15 protein-coding genes and 1 pseudogene are annotated in these 14,685 nt (G+C 62.4%); 4 read left to right on the forward strand and 12 right to left on the reverse strand.

The features are described 5' to 3' along the window. Positions 1-183: 183 nt before the first annotated feature. On the forward strand, positions 184-1,542 hold the full coding sequence (locus ACIP1G_RS11740) for a TolC family outer membrane protein (protein WP_400736833.1): 1,359 nt from the start codon (positions 184-186) through the stop codon (positions 1,540-1,542). 145 nt (positions 1,543-1,687) lie between these two features. Here the strand turns inward: ACIP1G_RS11740 and ACIP1G_RS11745 are convergent, their stop codons facing one another. From ACIP1G_RS11745 to ACIP1G_RS11760, 4 genes and pseudogenes are all read right to left on the reverse strand, one after another. Then, positions 1,688-2,287 carry a tRNA-uridine aminocarboxypropyltransferase gene (locus tag ACIP1G_RS11745; RefSeq protein ID WP_400736836.1) on the reverse strand — a complete coding sequence of 200 codons (600 nt, stop codon included), beginning with the start codon at positions 2,285-2,287 and terminating at the stop codon, positions 1,688-1,690. 65 nt (positions 2,288-2,352) lie between these two features. After that, on the reverse strand, positions 2,353-3,111 hold the full coding sequence (locus tag ACIP1G_RS11750) for a methyl-accepting chemotaxis protein (protein WP_400737104.1): 759 nt from the start codon (positions 3,109-3,111) through the stop codon (positions 2,353-2,355). A 381-nt stretch (positions 3,112-3,492) separates the two neighbouring features. After that, positions 3,493-3,916 (reverse strand): annotated as a pseudogene (locus ACIP1G_RS11755) (PAS domain-containing protein); the annotation flags it as partial. 133 nt (positions 3,917-4,049) lie between these two features. Further along, positions 4,050-4,943, reverse strand: a complete 894-nt coding sequence (locus ACIP1G_RS11760; protein ID WP_400736838.1) for a LysR family transcriptional regulator — start codon at positions 4,941-4,943, stop codon at positions 4,050-4,052. A 225-nt stretch (positions 4,944-5,168) separates the two neighbouring features. On the opposite strand from ACIP1G_RS11760, the gene speB reads away from it, so the two are divergent. Together speB and ACIP1G_RS11770 are read left to right on the forward strand one after the other, a co-directional pair. Then, positions 5,169-6,119: an agmatinase gene (gene speB, locus ACIP1G_RS11765; RefSeq protein ID WP_016498452.1), complete on the forward strand. Its 951-nt coding sequence runs from the start codon at positions 5,169-5,171 to the stop codon at positions 6,117-6,119. A gap of 132 nt (positions 6,120-6,251) precedes the next feature. Beyond that, entirely contained in the window at positions 6,252-7,631 is a 1,380-nt protein-coding gene (locus ACIP1G_RS11770) for a sodium:solute symporter (protein WP_400736841.1), read from the forward strand. 188 nt (positions 7,632-7,819) lie between these two features. Here ACIP1G_RS11770 and ACIP1G_RS11775 read toward each other — a convergent pair whose 3' ends face one another. Together ACIP1G_RS11775 and ACIP1G_RS11780 are read right to left on the reverse strand one after the other, a co-directional pair. After that, the gene (locus tag ACIP1G_RS11775; protein WP_009683677.1) at positions 7,820-7,948 is read right to left on the reverse strand and encodes a PA1414 family protein; all 129 of its coding nucleotides are present in this window, start codon (positions 7,946-7,948) and stop codon (positions 7,820-7,822) included. Between the two features lie 124 nt (positions 7,949-8,072). Continuing rightward, positions 8,073-8,966, reverse strand: coding sequence for a LysR substrate-binding domain-containing protein (locus ACIP1G_RS11780; RefSeq protein ID WP_400736844.1), 894 nt, complete (start codon positions 8,964-8,966; stop codon positions 8,073-8,075). Positions 8,967-9,072: 106 nt separating this feature from the next. Between ACIP1G_RS11780 and ACIP1G_RS11785 the strand changes: the two genes are divergently transcribed. Then, on the forward strand, positions 9,073-10,245 hold the full coding sequence (locus tag ACIP1G_RS11785; RefSeq protein WP_400736847.1) for an MFS transporter: 1,173 nt from the start codon (positions 9,073-9,075) through the stop codon (positions 10,243-10,245). 128 nt (positions 10,246-10,373) lie between these two features. On the opposite strand, the gene ACIP1G_RS11790 is transcribed toward ACIP1G_RS11785, so the two are convergent. The 6 genes from ACIP1G_RS11790 to eutH form a co-directional block, all read right to left on the reverse strand. After that, positions 10,374-11,300 carry a DMT family transporter gene (locus ACIP1G_RS11790; RefSeq protein ID WP_400736849.1) on the reverse strand — a complete coding sequence of 309 codons (927 nt, stop codon included), beginning with the start codon at positions 11,298-11,300 and terminating at the stop codon, positions 10,374-10,376. A gap of 106 nt (positions 11,301-11,406) precedes the next feature. Next, positions 11,407-11,802, reverse strand: a complete 396-nt coding sequence (locus ACIP1G_RS11795) for a transcriptional regulator (RefSeq protein WP_400736852.1) — start codon at positions 11,800-11,802, stop codon at positions 11,407-11,409. Between the two features lie 78 nt (positions 11,803-11,880). Continuing rightward, a complete protein-coding gene (locus ACIP1G_RS11800) occupies positions 11,881-12,135 on the reverse strand; it encodes a BrnA antitoxin family protein (protein ID WP_400736854.1) in 255 nt (84 codons plus the stop codon). Continuing rightward, entirely contained in the window at positions 12,113-12,391 is a 279-nt protein-coding gene (locus ACIP1G_RS11805) for a BrnT family toxin (RefSeq protein ID WP_400736857.1), read from the reverse strand. The genes ACIP1G_RS11800 and ACIP1G_RS11805 overlap by 23 nt, the downstream gene beginning before the upstream one ends. Before the next feature lie 157 nt (positions 12,392-12,548). Then, entirely contained in the window at positions 12,549-13,349 is an 801-nt protein-coding gene (locus tag ACIP1G_RS11810) for a LuxR C-terminal-related transcriptional regulator (protein WP_400736859.1), read from the reverse strand. An 86-nt stretch (positions 13,350-13,435) separates the two neighbouring features. Then, complete coding sequence (gene eutH, locus ACIP1G_RS11815) at positions 13,436-14,668, reverse strand: ethanolamine utilization protein EutH (protein WP_400736862.1); 1,233 nt, start codon at positions 14,666-14,668, stop codon at positions 13,436-13,438. Positions 14,669-14,685 lie beyond the last annotated feature (17 nt).

Here is a 14,685-nt window from a genome sequence, read left to right on the forward strand (position 1 = left end):
TTATATCCATCCGTGTTAGACAGCATAGGTCTTATATGGATATTTGATATGAATAAATCTTCTTATATATCGCGTTGAATGTACTTAGCTGTGTTGTTAAAAACCTGCAACACTATACGCGATAAAATTATCGTCATTTTTTTGGCGAAAGCAGGATCAATTCCAGGATCAGGGAGATGTACCATGCGCGTTTTGAACCCCATCACCAGTGCATTACTGTTGGCCCTGGCGAGTGCCAACGTACAGGCGATGTCGATGACTGAGGCTGTCCAAAGCGCCGTGGACTACCACCCACAAATCAGCTCCAACCGTAACAGCAAGCTGTCGGCCGATGAAGACGTGAAGTTTGCGCGTGGTGGCTACTACCCTTCCGTGGACCTGGTTGCTGGCTATGGCCGCCAGCGTTCGGACAATACCACCACCCGTGCCCAGGGTAACCACGCCAAGGAAACCCTCAACTACACCCAGTCCGAGCTGCGCCTGCGGCAGATGATCTTCGACGGCTTCAACACGTCGAACGAAGTGGGCCGCACCGAGGCCGTTTCCACCTCCCGCGCCTACTACACCCAGGCGGTTGCCCAGGACGTAGCCCTGCGCGCCACCGAGGTGTACCTGGAAGTGCTCAAGCGCCGTGAGCTGGTGACCCTGGCCAAGAACAACCTGCAAGCCCACCTGCGGGTCAACGACCAGATCGGCCTGCGCAACGAGCGTGGCGTCGGCAGCACCGCCGACCTTGACCAGTCCCGCGCCCGTCGTGCCCTGGCGGAAAACAACCTGGACACTGCCGAAGTCGACCTGGCCGATGCCGAGGCCAATTTCTTCAGCGTCATTGGCCGTATGCCGGACGAGCTGGAAAGCCCACAATCGATCAAGGGCGAAGTGCCTGGCACCCTCGACAAAGCCCGCGACGGCATGCGCCAGAACAACCCGTACATCAAGTCGGCCCAAGCTGACGTGAATGCTGCCGAGCAGCAATACGAAGTTGGCAAGTCGACCTTCTACCCGCGCTTCGACGCCATCCTGGCGACCGGTGCCAACAACAACACCGGCGGCGAGAAAGGCCACAACAACAACGACTGGCAAGCCGGCGTGGAGATGAACTACAACCTGTTCCGCGGCGGCAGCGACAAGGCTCGCCTGCAGTCCGACGCACACAAGATCAACCAGGCCCTGGACATCCGCAACAACGCCTTGCGCGAGCTGACCGAAAACCTGAGCCTGGCGTGGAACGCCATGAACAACGCCAGCAAGCAGCTGCCAACCGCGCGTGAATACGCCGAAACCACCAAGCGCGTGCGTGCCGCTTACCAGGACCAGTTTGGCCTGGGCCAGCGTACCTTGCTGGACGTGCTCGACAGTGAGAACGAGCTGTACAACGCCGACCGTCGCTACACCGAAGTGCGTTATACCGAGGAGTTCTCGCGGTACCGCGTGCTGGCGACCATGGGTGAGTTGCTGACCAAGCAGCGTATTTCGCTGCCGCCAGAGGCGCTGGCGACTACCGAGGTACGGACCGAGGCGCGGTTGCCTGAAATGCGTTGATCGGACTTGAGATTGCCGGGGCCGCTTTGCGGCCCATCGCGACACAAGGCCGCTCCTACAGGAGATCGAGTATGCCAATGGCTGGTGCGATCATCTGTAGGAGCGGCCTTGTGTCGCGATAGGGCTGCGAAGCAGCCCCCTGCCCTCACTCGGTGCCATGGTTACGCTGGAACGTCTCCTCGCCCATGGCCTTGATCTGCCCTTCGATCAACGCCTCGAACGGTGCCAACAATGCATCGAAGCAGGCCGGTTGCTCCAGCGCATTCAACGCCCCCACCACCGCCTCGATGGTCGACAACGCCCCTGCCTCCGGTGCCTTGCGCAAGCGATAGCGCGAAGCAGCCACCTGCCCCAGCGTCACCCGCGGCAACGCCTCTAGCAGCGGGTTCAGGTACAGCAGCTTGCGCGCTTTGCGCCAAGTGCCGTCGGGCACGATCAACAGCAACGGTTTGTCGCTCGCCTCGCCATAGGCGGTCAGCACCTGGGCTTCATCGCCGGGGAACAACAACACCGGCCGGTAGCCGGGTGTAGCGAGTAACTGCTCCAGGTCAGCAAACACCTCACCTATCCGCAGCTCTGCATTGTTCAGCCCAAGGGCAGCCAGGCGCGCGGTGTTCAGCGCGTGGGCGGTTTCACTGGGGTGCTGCAGCAGGATGACGCGGGTGCGGCTGTCGAGTGCGGGGATCAGTGGGCAGAGGCAATGGTCGAGCGGGCGCTGGCAGCGCTCGCAGCGTGGTCTGGGCATGGGGGTCTCCTTGGCGAGGACAATTTTGCCACAGAACCTGGGGCCGCAAAGCGGCCCCAGCGGCCTCAACGGTTAAACCGCTCCGCCAAGCTATGCAGGTACTCCGCCATGCGCTCCAGGTCCTGGCTGATTTCCGCACCCTGCCTGGCCTGCCCGGCACTCTGGTCGCACAGCTGGGCAATCCGCACGATCTGCTGGTTGATGTCTTCGGCCACATGGCTCTGCTGCTCCGACGCCGTCGCCATCTGTTGGCTCATGCCGGTGATGCGACTGACCGCCTGGGCAATCCCGGTCAACGCCGCCTGCACCGCCTCGACACTGTGCACGCTGTCCCGCGAGATCTGTTCACCACGGTTGGCGGTGCTCACTGCCCGCTCGGCCCCTGCGCGCAATGTAGCGATGATCTGGTGGATCTCTTCGGTCGAGGCTCGGGTACGCCGGGCCAGGGAACGCACTTCATCAGCCACCACAGCAAACCCGCGCCCCTGCTCACCGGCGCGCGCCGCCTCAATCGCAGCGTTGAGCGCCAGCAGGTTGGTTTGCTCGGCAATCGAGGTAATCACATCAACCACGCTGCCTATCGACTGGGTCTGCTCGGCCAGGGCATTGACCGCCTGGCCAATGTCATTGACCGCATCGCTCATGCTGCCCATCGCTTTCAGGCTCTGCAGCGCCAGCTCACTGCCCTGCTGTGCCAGCTGATCAGCATCGCCCGCTGCATGCGCCGTGCTCTGCACATTGTGGGTAACCTGCTGGATGGTCGCCGCCATCTGCGCAATGGCCGTGGCCGACTGGTCGGTCTCGCTGCGCTGGCGGTCGAGCATCTGCGCCTGGGCATCGGACAAGTCGGACGATTGCGTGGCCCGCGACTTAACCCCAACCCCGGCGTCCACCAGACGAGTCAGGGCCGTTTGCAGACGCTTCTTCACTGAGGATGGCAAGATCCAGCTGGCCCTGCAGCCCCAGGTTGCCGCTGTAGGTCAGCGCCACCAGCGGGCTGGTAAACGCCTTGGGGTGCTCGGCGAGGGTGCGGCGAATGGCCTGGTTCTGCCGGTGCTCGACCAGGTACCAGGCCAGCAGCAAGCTGGCCATCAGCACCCCGAGGGCTGCGAAGGGCGGCAACCAAAGGTAAGCCGCTGCCGACAGCAGGCCGGCGCCGATCAGCGGCCAGCCGTGGCCCAGCCCATGCCCCAGGCGAGCTGCCCACGACACCGGCGCGCGACCATCGCGCAAGCGTGCGTACAACGCCTCGGCACGGCGGATCTGCTCGCGCGAAGGCACCGAACGCACCGACTCGTAGCCACTGATGCGGCCCTGCTCGTAGATGGCCGTGACATAGGCACTGACCCAGTAGTAATCCCCGTTCTTCGAACGGTTCTTGACCACGCCCATCCACGGCTTGCCCTGCTTGATGGTTTCCCACATATGACCAAACACCGCAGGCGGCATGTCCGGGTGGCGCACCAGGTTATGCGGTTGGCCGAGCAGCTCGTCGTAGGTGAACCCGCTGATCGCCACGAAGGCGTCATTGCAATAGGTGATACGGCTGTTGAGGTCCGTGGTGGAAATCAACCGTTGGTCGCTGGAGAAGGTTCTTTCGTGCTCAGTGACGGGCAAATTCATGCGCATCTTGGGCGATCCTTGCAGGATAAAAGGGGAAATCATCAGGGCAAGTTGATGTGTAGCAGAGCGCTAACAGGTTAGCGGTCGGGCCCTGCGGGAATTGAGTGCATCCCGACGGAATGCACGGGCATGGCGGGTATCAGCCCACGTTGAGCTGGCTTTTCAGCAAGTCGCGGAAGGTCTGGATCAGCGGCTCGCGGCTGCGCCCACGGCGAATGATCAGCGAGAACGGCGCCTGGTAACCGAAGGTCGATGGCGAAAGCACGCGCAAATCGCCCTTGTCGACCCACGCCTGGGCATAGTGTTCGGGCAGGTAGCCGATGTAGGCCCCTGAGAGGATCAGGATCAGCTGCGCTTCCATGCTCTCTACCGTTGCCGCGCTGTGCTTGAAGCCATGCCGGGCCAGTTCGGCCTGGCTCCAGTAGCCGCGCCCGACCATGCGCTGCTGGGTCACCACCTGTTCGGGGATGCGCCGCTCGGTATACAGCGGGTGGCGGCTGCTGCAGTACAGCCAGTGCTGCTCACGGTACAACGGCTGGTACAGCAGGCCGCTCATGCGCGAGGAAAACGCACCAATGGCCAAGTCCAGGCGGTTGTCCTGCACGCCCAGTTGCAACTCGTAAGGGCTGGACACCGACAGGTGCAGGTGCACCGCCGGGTGCTCCTGGCTGTAGGCGCCGATGGCCTCGGCCAACGGCAAGGCTCGGTCACCGACCGTGGAGTCGATCACCCCAAGGTTGAGGGTGCCACGCAACTCGCCCTTGAGGGCGGCGGCATACTGCTCGAAACCGTCCAGCTCGGCCAGCAGGCGCAAGGACTCCTGGTGGAACAGTTCACCCTTGCTGGTCAGGCTGAAACCGCCACGGCCACGGTGGCACAGCACGATACCCAAGGCGCCTTCGAGCTGGCTCATGTAGGTGCTGATGGCCGAGGTCGACAGGTTCAGCTCGCGCTGGGCGTTGGCAAAGCCCTGGTGGCGCACCACGCTGACGAAGATACGCAGCAGTTTCAGGTCGGGCAAGGTCGAGGCCATGGTGCAACGGTTCCGCAACGGTATGTGCGCGCAGTCTAACCGCTCTGCCGGCCTTTAGTTCAGAAATTCCTGAACTAAGTATTTGTCGGTAGCGATTCTTCCCCGGCACTACCTTGAGCAGACTTGGCCGAAATGTCCCTGCCCGCCGGCAAAAGCACAGTTGAAAGGCGCGCGGCGGCACAGGTTCGAACAAACAGAACAATCGACCGACTGATGAGGCCCACCGTGGACAAGACTCTCCACCAACCACTGGGCGGCAACGAAATGCCGCGTTTCGGCGGCATCGCCACCATGCTCCGTCTGCCCCACCTGCAAAGTGCCCAAGGCCTGGATGCTGCCTTTATCGGCGTACCGCTGGACATCGGCACCTCGCTACGCTCCGGTACCCGTTTTGGCCCGCGGCAGATCCGCGCCGAATCGGTAATGATCCGCCCGTACAACATGGCCACCGGTGCCGCCCCGTTCGACTCGCTGTCGGTGGCCGACATCGGTGACGTGGCGATCAACACCTTCAACCTGCTGGACGCCGTACGCATCATCGAAGAAGCCTACGACGAAATCGTCGAGCACAATGTCATCCCGATGACCCTGGGTGGCGACCACACCATCACCCTGCCAATCCTGCGTGCACTGCACAAGAAGCATGGCAAGATCGGCCTGGTGCATATCGACGCCCACGCCGACGTCAACGACCACATGTTCGGCGAGAAGATCGCCCACGGCACCACCTTCCGCCGCGCCGTGGAAGAAGGCCTGCTCGATTGCGACCGCGTGGTGCAGATTGGCCTGCGCGCCCAGGGCTACACCGCCGACGACTTCAACTGGAGCCGCCGCCAGGGGTTCCGCGTGGTACAGGCCGAAGAGTGCTGGCACAAGTCGCTTGAGCCGCTGATGGCCGAAGTGCGGGAAAAGGTCGGCGGTGGCCCGGTGTACCTGTCGTTCGACATCGACGGCATCGACCCAGCCTGGGCGCCAGGTACCGGCACCCCGGAAATCGGCGGCTTGACCACCATCCAGGCGATGGAGATCATTCGCGGCTGCCACGGTCTGGACCTGATCGGCTGTGACCTCGTCGAAGTCTCCCCGCCTTACGACACCACCGGCAACACCTCGCTGCTCGGTGCCAACCTGCTGTTCGAGATGCTCTGCGTGCTGCCTGGCGTGGTGCGTCGCTAATACCGCTTTACCCCGGCAGGAGCCATGAGGGAGGGCCATAGAGGCCCGCCAACACACGACAAGACCGCCGGGCGCCGTGAACCCGCCCGAGTGGTCGATCTCGCCATAATAAAGATAATCGGGAGACCCCCAATGGCCTTGGACATCATTGTTGTAATGATCTATACCGCCGGCATGCTCGGGCTTGGCTGGTATGGCATGCGGCGCGCGAAAACCCATGAAGACTACCTGGTGGCCGGGCGCAACCTTGGCCCGGTCTTGTACATGGGCACCATGGCCACCACCGTGCTCGGGGGCGCTTCCACTGTCGGCACCGTGCGCCTGGGCTACGTCCACGGCATCTCCGGCTTCTGGCTGTGCGCAGCGCTGGGCCTGGGCATCATCGCCATCAACCTGTTCCTGGCCAAGCCATTGCTGCGCCTGCGCATCTTCACCGTGACACAGGTGCTGGAGCAGCGCTACAACCCGACCGCACGCCAGGCCAGCGCCGTGATCATGCTGGCTTACGCGCTGATGATCGGCGTGACCTCGACCCTGGCCATGGCCACCGTATTGCAGGTACTGCTGGACCTGCCGTTCTGGGCTTCGCTGATGCTCGGCGGCGGCGTGGTGGTGCTGTACTCGACCATTGGCGGCATGTGGTCGCTGACCCTGACCGACATCGTCCAGTTCGTGATCAAGACCGTCGGCCTGATGTTCATCCTGCTGCCGGTATGCCTGTACAAGGCCGGTGGCTGGGACACCCTGGTGGCCAAGCTGCCGGCGGCCAGCTTCCAGCTGACCACCATTGGCTGGGACACCATCATCACCTACTTCCTGATCTACTTCTTCGGCATCCTGATTGGCCAGGATATCTGGCAGCGGGTGTTCACTGCCCGTGACGAGAAGGTTTGCCAGCGTGCCGGTACCACCGCGGGTGTGTACTGCGTGCTGTACGGCCTGGCCTGCGCCGCGATCGGCATGGCGGCACACGTGCTGATGCCCGACCTGGCCAACCCGAACAATGCCTTTGCCGAGATGATCAAGACCACCCTGCCCGATGGCATTCGTGGCCTGCTGATGGCAGCGGCCCTGGCGGCGATGATGTCCACCGCCAGCGCCGGCCTGCTGGCTGCCTCGACCACCGTAACCGAAGACCTGCTGCCCAAGCTGCGTGGCGGCAAGCAGTCGAGCCTGGGCATGAGCCGCCTGTTCACCCTGCTCACCGGCCTGGTGGTGCTGGGTATCGCGCTGGTGGTGAACGATGTGATCAACGCCCTGACCCTCGCCTACAACCTGCTGGTTGGCGGCATGCTGATCCCGCTGATCGGGGCGATCTTCTGGAAACGTGCGACCACCGCCGGCGCAATCGCCAGCATGTCGCTGGGCTTTGCCACCGCGCTGCTGTTCATGTTCAAGGACGGGCTGGAGGCGAACACGCCGATCTATTACAGCCTGGCGATTGGCCTGGTGAGCTTTGTGGTGGTGAGCCTGGTGTCGCGTAAATCGGTGGCGGCGGTGAAGCTGGCCTGATAGATCTCGGCCGCCTGTACCGGCCTCTTCGCGGGTGAACCCGCTCCCACAGGAACCCACAGATTTCAAGACCTGTGGTATCCCTGTAGGAGCGGGTTTACCCGCGAAAAGGCCGGTACAGGCAACACACAACTGGCAGACACAAAAAGGCCGCTGCACCCACCCAGGTGCAGCGGCCTTTTTCTTTATCAGCGACGACGCGGTTGGCGCTTGCGCTGCTCTTCATCAGTCGGGATCGGCACCGGCTGCAAGGGTGGTGGAATCAGCCCCAAGGCGACCGCCAGGTCGTGGAGCCAGTTGGACAGTGGTTTATTCATAATGCCCCCTTGACGGGTCAGCCTCACGGCAAATCAATCCTGCGATGTTTCATACAGATCATAGCCCGATGTCCTGTACTACGCATGCCTCTGATCTTACAGATAAGGGCCATTTTGACCCGGATCAAGCCGTAACGGCGTATTCCGACGACTGGTTAATCGTTTCGCTTTGTTGCAGGTCGATCCACGCCTGCAAATTCGCCCCACGCATGCCCTGGCGCCACATCAGCCAGGTGACCGCCTGATCGAACGGCGCCTGCAGCGGGTTCACCCTGACCCGGTCGCGCCCAGGCAGGCTGTCGAGCATCGACCGGGCCATCATCGCCACGCCCGCGCCGGCGATCACGCAAGCCAGCATGCTCTGGTACGACTCGATCTCCATCACCCGGCCCATCGGCGTATGGGCATGGGCATACCAGGCCTCCAGGCGCATACGATACGAACAGCCCTGGCGGAAGGTAAACACCGCCTTGCCCACCACGTCCTTGGCGCTGTGCACTATCGGGTGCTCGGGGCTGGTGATCAGCACCAGCTGCTCATCGCACAGCGGCACACCATCCAGCCCGGCGAGGTTCAGCGGGCCATCCACCAGGGCGGCGTCCAGGCTGTGGTTGAGCAGGCCTTCGAGCAGCTCGCCGCTGGGCGCGGCACGCACTTGAAGGTTTACTGCCGGGTAAGCCTGGTGATAACGCGCCAGCAACGCCGGCAGGTGGGTCGCGGCCGTGCTGTACATGGTCCCCAGCACGAAGTCCCCGGCTGGCTGGCCGCCTCGCACAGCCGCCAGTGCCTCGTCACGCAGGGTCGACATGCGGTTGGCGTAGTCCAGCAGCACTTTGCCCGCCGGCGACAGTTGCAGGCGTTGGCGTTCGCGCAGGAACAATTCCACGCCCAGTTGCTCCTCAAGCTGGCGCAGCCGCGTCGACAGGTTTGACGGCACCCGATGCAGGCGCTCGGCGGCACGGGTAATAGAACCCTCCTCGGCCACGGCCTGGAAGATACGCAGCTGGCTGAATTCCACAGCATTCTCCAAAACAGAACAACTTGATCATCATTATTCAATTTTATTGAAAAAGAAACCGCCTTAACCTGCCAGACATCGCTTACATCCGCGCAGGAGACTTGTCATGTCGCCACTCATCCAATTGCTGGCCAGCGCTGTGGCGCTGATGATGGCCATGGGCATTGGCCGTTTCGCCCTCACCCCGCAACTGCCGCAACTGATCGCCGAAGGCCAGTTCGACCTGACGGTCGCCGGGCTGGTGGCGGCGGCCAATTACCTGGGTTATTTCGTGGGCGCGGTGGACGCCATGTTCGCCCGCTCGCCAGGCCAGGTGCGCCTGCGCCTACACGGTGGGTTGTGGCTGTGCGTGCTGCTGACCCTGGCCTCTTGGGCCGCAGACGGGTTATGGAGCCACCTGCTGCTGCGCTTTGGCACCGGTGTGGCCAGTGCCTGGGTGCTGGTGATGATCACCAGCCTCAGCCAGCAGGTGGCCAATGCGCACCATCGCCAGCGCCTGGGTGCCTTGGTATTCGCCGGGCCTGGGCTAGGTATTGCCGTGACCGGTTTGTTGGCACTGCTGGCGCACCTGCTGGGGCTGGGCTCGGCTGCACTGTGGCTGATCTATGCTGTGGCCGCGCTGGTCATGCTGATGGCGGTGCGCCCTTGGCTGCCACAGGCACTGCAAGCCGCGCCAGCGCCGTCTACACCGCATCAGGGCCCTACCCGCAGTGTCGGCATTGGCCGCCTGGGGCTGGTGTATGCGCTGTACGGTGTGGGCTATATCCTGCCGGCCACCTTCCTGTCGCAGATGGCCAACCAGCAGTTTCGCGGGCAGTGGCTGGCCGACCTGTTCTGGCCGGCGTTTGGCTTGGCGGCGGCGCTGGGGGTGCTGCTGGTGAGCCTACGCCGCAACGGCCGCACTTCGACCTGGCTGACCGCTACCCTGTGGCTGCAAGGGCTGGGTGTGCTGGCCTGCCTGATGGGCGGGGGTGTCGGGCTGGCATTGGGCGTGGTGCTGTGCGGCGGGCCATTCCTGGCCTGTATGCAACTGGTGATGCAGCGCTCGCGAGAGCTGGCGCCACATGCCACGCAGCGCAATGCCGGGCTGCTGACCGCGTGCTTTGCCTTGGGGCAGTTGAGCGGGCCGTTGCTGGCGGCGGTCAGCAGCCATTACAGCGGCGGTCTGCAACCGGCGCTGATGCTGGCGGCGGGTGGTTTGGGGGTGGCTGGGGGGCTGGTGCTGATTGCCAGTGGGTCACAGCAGGTTGGTGCCTGTCAGGCCAGGGTTACATCCTGAATCTCGATTGTCTGTTCTGGCCTCTTCGCGGGTGAACCCGCTCCTACAACGGGCAGCGCAGATTTCGAGGTCTGCGCCCCCGTTGTAGGAGCGGGTTTACCCGCGAAGAGGCCGGCACAGGCTAAACATTACCCCACAAACTTGCGCAGTTGCTTCTTCACCCAGGGCTCGGCACTCACCAGGATCACCCCCAGCAACACCATCAACGCCCCAACCACGAAGTTCACGCTCAGTGGCTCATCCAGCAGCAACACGCCAAAGGTCACCCCGAACAGCGGGGTGATAAAGGAAAACACCGCCAGGTTCGAGGCCAGATACTTGCGCAGCAACCAGAACCAGGTCAGGTAACTGACAAACGACACCACAATCCCCTGAAACAGCACGCTGCCCATCGCCAGCGGCGTCAGCGATACCGCACCGATCTGCCCGCTGAGCAGGGCAATCAACAGCAGCCCGGCAAAACCGACCGCCAGCTGATAGAACAGGGTCAAGGTCGCTGGCGCTTCCGACAGCCGCGAGCAGCGCACCACTACCGTGGTCGCGCCCCAGGCCAGCCCGGCGATCACGCCAAAGGCATCGCCCAACAGGGTGCGGCCATCCATGTGTTCGAATGACATGCCACCGGCAAAGGCCATGGCAATACCGCCGAAAGCCAGCAGAATCCCCAGCCATTGCAGCAGCCGCAAGCGTTCACTGGGTAACCGGAAATGCAGCCCCAATGCGGTGAATACTGGCGCCGTATAGAGAAACACCGACATATGCGCCGCCGAGGTCAACTTCAGGCCCTCGGCAATGAACAAGAACTCGATGCCGAACAGCCCGCCCGCCACCAGCCCGGCGCGCCAGGTGTTGCCGACCTGCTCCCAGCCACCGCGCCAGCACAGCATCAAGCCCACTAGCACGGCGGCGATGCCATTGCGCAGAGCCGCCTGCATCACCGGGGCGATATCGACGGCGGCAGTCTTGATCAGCACCTGCTGGCAGCCCCAGATCAGGCACAGCCCCAGCATCACCTGGAAGGCAAAGGCATCAGGGTTCTTGCGGACCGCGCTCATGGGCGGGCCTCTGGGGTGATCGTGGTCATGGGCTAGCGCTCGGCAGCATTCAGGAACTACCGATTATCGGGTTTCCATGGCCACCCTTGCCAGCCTCAAAACGACCTCAAGCGATCTGCGCTTTCGCCGACACCTGTTCGAAGGTGGTTTCGTCCAGCGCATCCTCCTGCTCGTCCAGCACCTGGCGCGGGTGCTCGAAGCCAGGGATGCTGCTGTCGATCAGGCTCATCAGCCGCGAACCGCGCTCGGTCAACACGAAGTTCTCGCCGTTGCCGCCGTCCTCTTCAGGCCGGCTTTCGATAAAGCCGCGCTCGAACAACAGCTTTTCATACTCGCAGGCACGGGTTTTCAAGTGGTCCAGGTCACCCACCGGCTCACCCTTGGCGGCCAGTGCTGCAGCGTGCTGCTCGGCATAGGGGCGTGGCGTGAAGCTGTGACCGCCGCCATTCTGCACCTCGTGCAGCAAACGTTCGATCAGGTCCCAGTCGTAGGTGATGCTCATAGTGATTTGGCTCCAGCTGTGGACGGAAGGGGTACACAGGTTGGGACCGGTCGGGGGTACCGAGTGTTCCGAACGATATCAGCGCTGGCGTTGCTGTGCGTGCATATACTGGCGCAGCAACTGGTTAATCCGGGTCTGGTAGCCGCTGCCCTGCTCTTTGAACCACGCGAGGACATCGGAATCCAGGCGAATGGTCACCGTCTGCTTCGCTGGAACCCGCAGCTCGGCCTGACTGAAAAAATTGTCATCCAGTTCGGGGATATCCGACGTATCGATAGCTTCATCGTCCTGCCGAGACAAGCGGCCCCAGTCAGTTTTCGATGCTTTGGTCATAATGTTTGGCCTCCCGTCTGGTGGCTTTACGCGCAGAGATGATCCGAATGACGTTACCCTGCCTCTCTGTGTATACGACCACGCCTATCAGGCACTTTAGCCAGCCCAGGCTCACCCAGCGCTCTTCGTCATGATGTGGATTGTCATCGCGGCGTATCAGCATCGGGTGATTGAACATGTCCGGAACATCACTGAAATCGATGCCGTGCTTGCGGATGTTGATCTCGTTCTTCGTATCGTCCCACTCAAAGAACATGGGGCGCTCCGTATTTACATCTGTACATACGATACCTCCTGATTCAGGCCAAGGCTAGAGGGCGATCGCTCGTCCTTCAATAGCATCAGAAGGCTTTGGGAAAAGGCCTACAAGCCGGAACAGAAGCAGCATGCCCAGTCGGCTGGCACGGCTCAGGTTACTGCTTGACCAGATAGTTGATAAACAACCGAAACAGCTCCGCATTACCGGCGATACCCAGCCGTTGCCAGATATTGTGCCGGTGCACCTTCACCGTCCCTTCGGAGATCCCCAGCTCGCGGGAGATTGACTGGCTGCTGTGCCCTTGCAGGATCAGCTTGGCCACATGCCGCTGGGTTTCGGTCAGCTGGCCCTGGAGGATATCGACGAAGGCATCTTCCAGTTGGCTATCCGACTCCTGCGGGTCGGCCAGGTCATCGGCATGTGCCAGGTGCAGGTGCTGGCTGAAAATGGCATCGATGACTGGCGTCAGCGCTGCCAGCCGCTGCGCTTCCTCGGCCTCGAATGCGCCTTTATCCAGGCCCCGCATCAACGAATACACCAAGGCAGTTCGTGGCCTTACCGGCACGATGAAACCGATCTCCTCGATCAGGCTGCCGTGATGCGACGAGACGCAGGGGTGGATGTCATGAGAGATGGAAAAGCCCGAGGCGAAGAAGCTGTCCGGGGCCAGTTCGCGCATGCGCCACACGCCAGCCGGGTGGTTATTGGTACAGGCGACGTAGAACGGGTCGAGCAGATAACCGCCGCGCAGGTAGGCTTTCAGCGTACGTTCGGCGACCCGCTGGTTGTAGCCGTCATGAATCAGCAGCGCCGGCTGGTTGAAGCGAAACAGGTAGGCGCAGCTCATGTCGAAATCGATCACGCCCTTGAGCGCGGCGTCGAGGGCCGAGCCCAGGGCGTCGCTACCGATGCTCCGGATGACCGCGCCCAGGCGGTCGGCGTTGTCGCTGTTCATTGCAGTGGCCTGTGCGGAATGGGAGGAACACGCGAATGCCGCCCGGCTATGAAAGCCCGAGCGGCATTGAACGATGACTGACCCTGTCAGTGCAACGCTGGGCTGGCTGGAAGCACTTCGCTCGCTTCTTCCTGGCGGCTCAGTTCCAGCGCCTTGGGCACCGCCAGCCAATAAGCCAGCCCCATGCCCAGCAGGCCACCGGCGAGCTTGCCGATGATCAGCGGCCCGATCAGCGTCGGCTGGAAGTTGGCCGAGTAGGCCAGGTGGTCACCGAAGGTAAAGGCCGCACAGACAGCGAAAGCGATAACCAGCACCTTGTCCTTCGGCGGCATGTCGGCCACCAGGCGGAACATCGCCAGGATGTTGGCCGAGGCGGCGAGGATGCCGGCGGCACCCACCGGTGACAGGCCCAGCTTCGAGGCCACTTTCTCGATCGGCCGCGACAGGAATCGCTTGATCAGGTAGACCATCGGGAATGCACCGCAGAGCATGATGCCCACATATCCGGCGATCTCCAGAGCGCGGAACTGGTCGGCCTTGTCGGCGATGATCGGCGCAAAGCCCCAGCCACCGAACAGCGAAGTGAACGCACCGGTGAAGTACTCGACGATCGAGGCCACCAGCACCAGGGTCACCGCCGCATACATCAGCTGGCCGAGCTTGAGGAACAGGCTGACCATCAGGTTGGGGAAGTAACGCAGTGCCGCTGCCAACGCCGCGCAGAACAGGATCAGCGGCGACAGGTTGCGCAGTAGGGTTGGCAAGGTGAAGTGCAAGGCCTGGGTTGCGGCGCCTGCCGTGGCGATGTCCGGGCGCACGCCCAGCCCCATGGCCTGCATGCCCATGGCGATGAACACGATACTGATCGGAATGCTCAGCAAACCCGCCATGATGCCCAGGGCCATGTACTTGTGGTCAGCCTTGTTGAGCATGGCCAGGCCCACCGGGATTACGAAGATTACCGTCGAGCCGCACTGGAAGCCGGTGATCAGACCAAGGATCCAGCCTTCGGGGCTGTGCGACAGCGCCTGGGCCAGTTGATAACCACCGAGATCCGAAGCGATGAAGATCGGCCCGGCGATGCCGGCGTCGGCGCCCATGGCCAGGAACAACGGGCCGATGACGTGGCTGATGAAGCTGGAAATGAACGGGATGGCGGCCATGATCCCGGCTACCGGGATGAAGATCGGGCCAATGCTGTGCAAGCCGGCGGTGAATTCCTTGGCCAGCTCGGATTCCGCATTGACGATCGATGCAATCGCGCCGATCACGGCGCACACCATGATCACGTAGATGACGTAAGTGCCTATGTTTTCCATCTGCTGCCTCTATCTTG

It is taken from the genome of Pseudomonas sp. NPDC089392 (genome assembly GCF_044749595.1).
Taxonomy (GTDB): Bacteria; Pseudomonadota; Gammaproteobacteria; order Pseudomonadales; family Pseudomonadaceae; genus Aquipseudomonas.

Coding starts and splice junctions, on each gene's coding strand:
- ACIP1G_RS11740 (WP_400736833.1), top strand. CDS start 184: ATGCGCGTTTTGAACCCCATCACCAGTGCATTACTGTTGGCCCTGGCG.
- ACIP1G_RS11745 (WP_400736836.1), bottom strand. CDS start 2,287: ATGCCCAGACCACGCTGCGAGCGCTGCCAGCGCCCGCTCGACCATTGC.
- ACIP1G_RS11750 (WP_400737104.1), bottom strand. CDS start 3,111: ATGCTCGACCGCCAGCGCAGCGAGACCGACCAGTCGGCCACGGCCATT.
- ACIP1G_RS11760 (WP_400736838.1), bottom strand. CDS start 4,943: ATGGCCTCGACCTTGCCCGACCTGAAACTGCTGCGTATCTTCGTCAGC.
- ACIP1G_RS11770 (WP_400736841.1), top strand. CDS start 6,252: ATGGCCTTGGACATCATTGTTGTAATGATCTATACCGCCGGCATGCTC.
- ACIP1G_RS11775 (WP_009683677.1), bottom strand. CDS start 7,948: ATGAATAAACCACTGTCCAACTGGCTCCACGACCTGGCGGTCGCCTTG.
- ACIP1G_RS11785 (WP_400736847.1), top strand. CDS start 9,073: ATGTCGCCACTCATCCAATTGCTGGCCAGCGCTGTGGCGCTGATGATG.
- ACIP1G_RS11790 (WP_400736849.1), bottom strand. CDS start 11,300: ATGAGCGCGGTCCGCAAGAACCCTGATGCCTTTGCCTTCCAGGTGATG.
- ACIP1G_RS11795 (WP_400736852.1), bottom strand. CDS start 11,802: ATGAGCATCACCTACGACTGGGACCTGATCGAACGTTTGCTGCACGAG.
- ACIP1G_RS11800 (WP_400736854.1), bottom strand. CDS start 12,135: ATGACCAAAGCATCGAAAACTGACTGGGGCCGCTTGTCTCGGCAGGAC.
- ACIP1G_RS11805 (WP_400736857.1), bottom strand. CDS start 12,391: ATGTTCTTTGAGTGGGACGATACGAAGAACGAGATCAACATCCGCAAG.
- ACIP1G_RS11810 (WP_400736859.1), bottom strand. CDS start 13,349: ATGAACAGCGACAACGCCGACCGCCTGGGCGCGGTCATCCGGAGCATC.
- eutH (WP_400736862.1), bottom strand. CDS start 14,668: ATGGAAAACATAGGCACTTACGTCATCTACGTGATCATGGTGTGCGCC.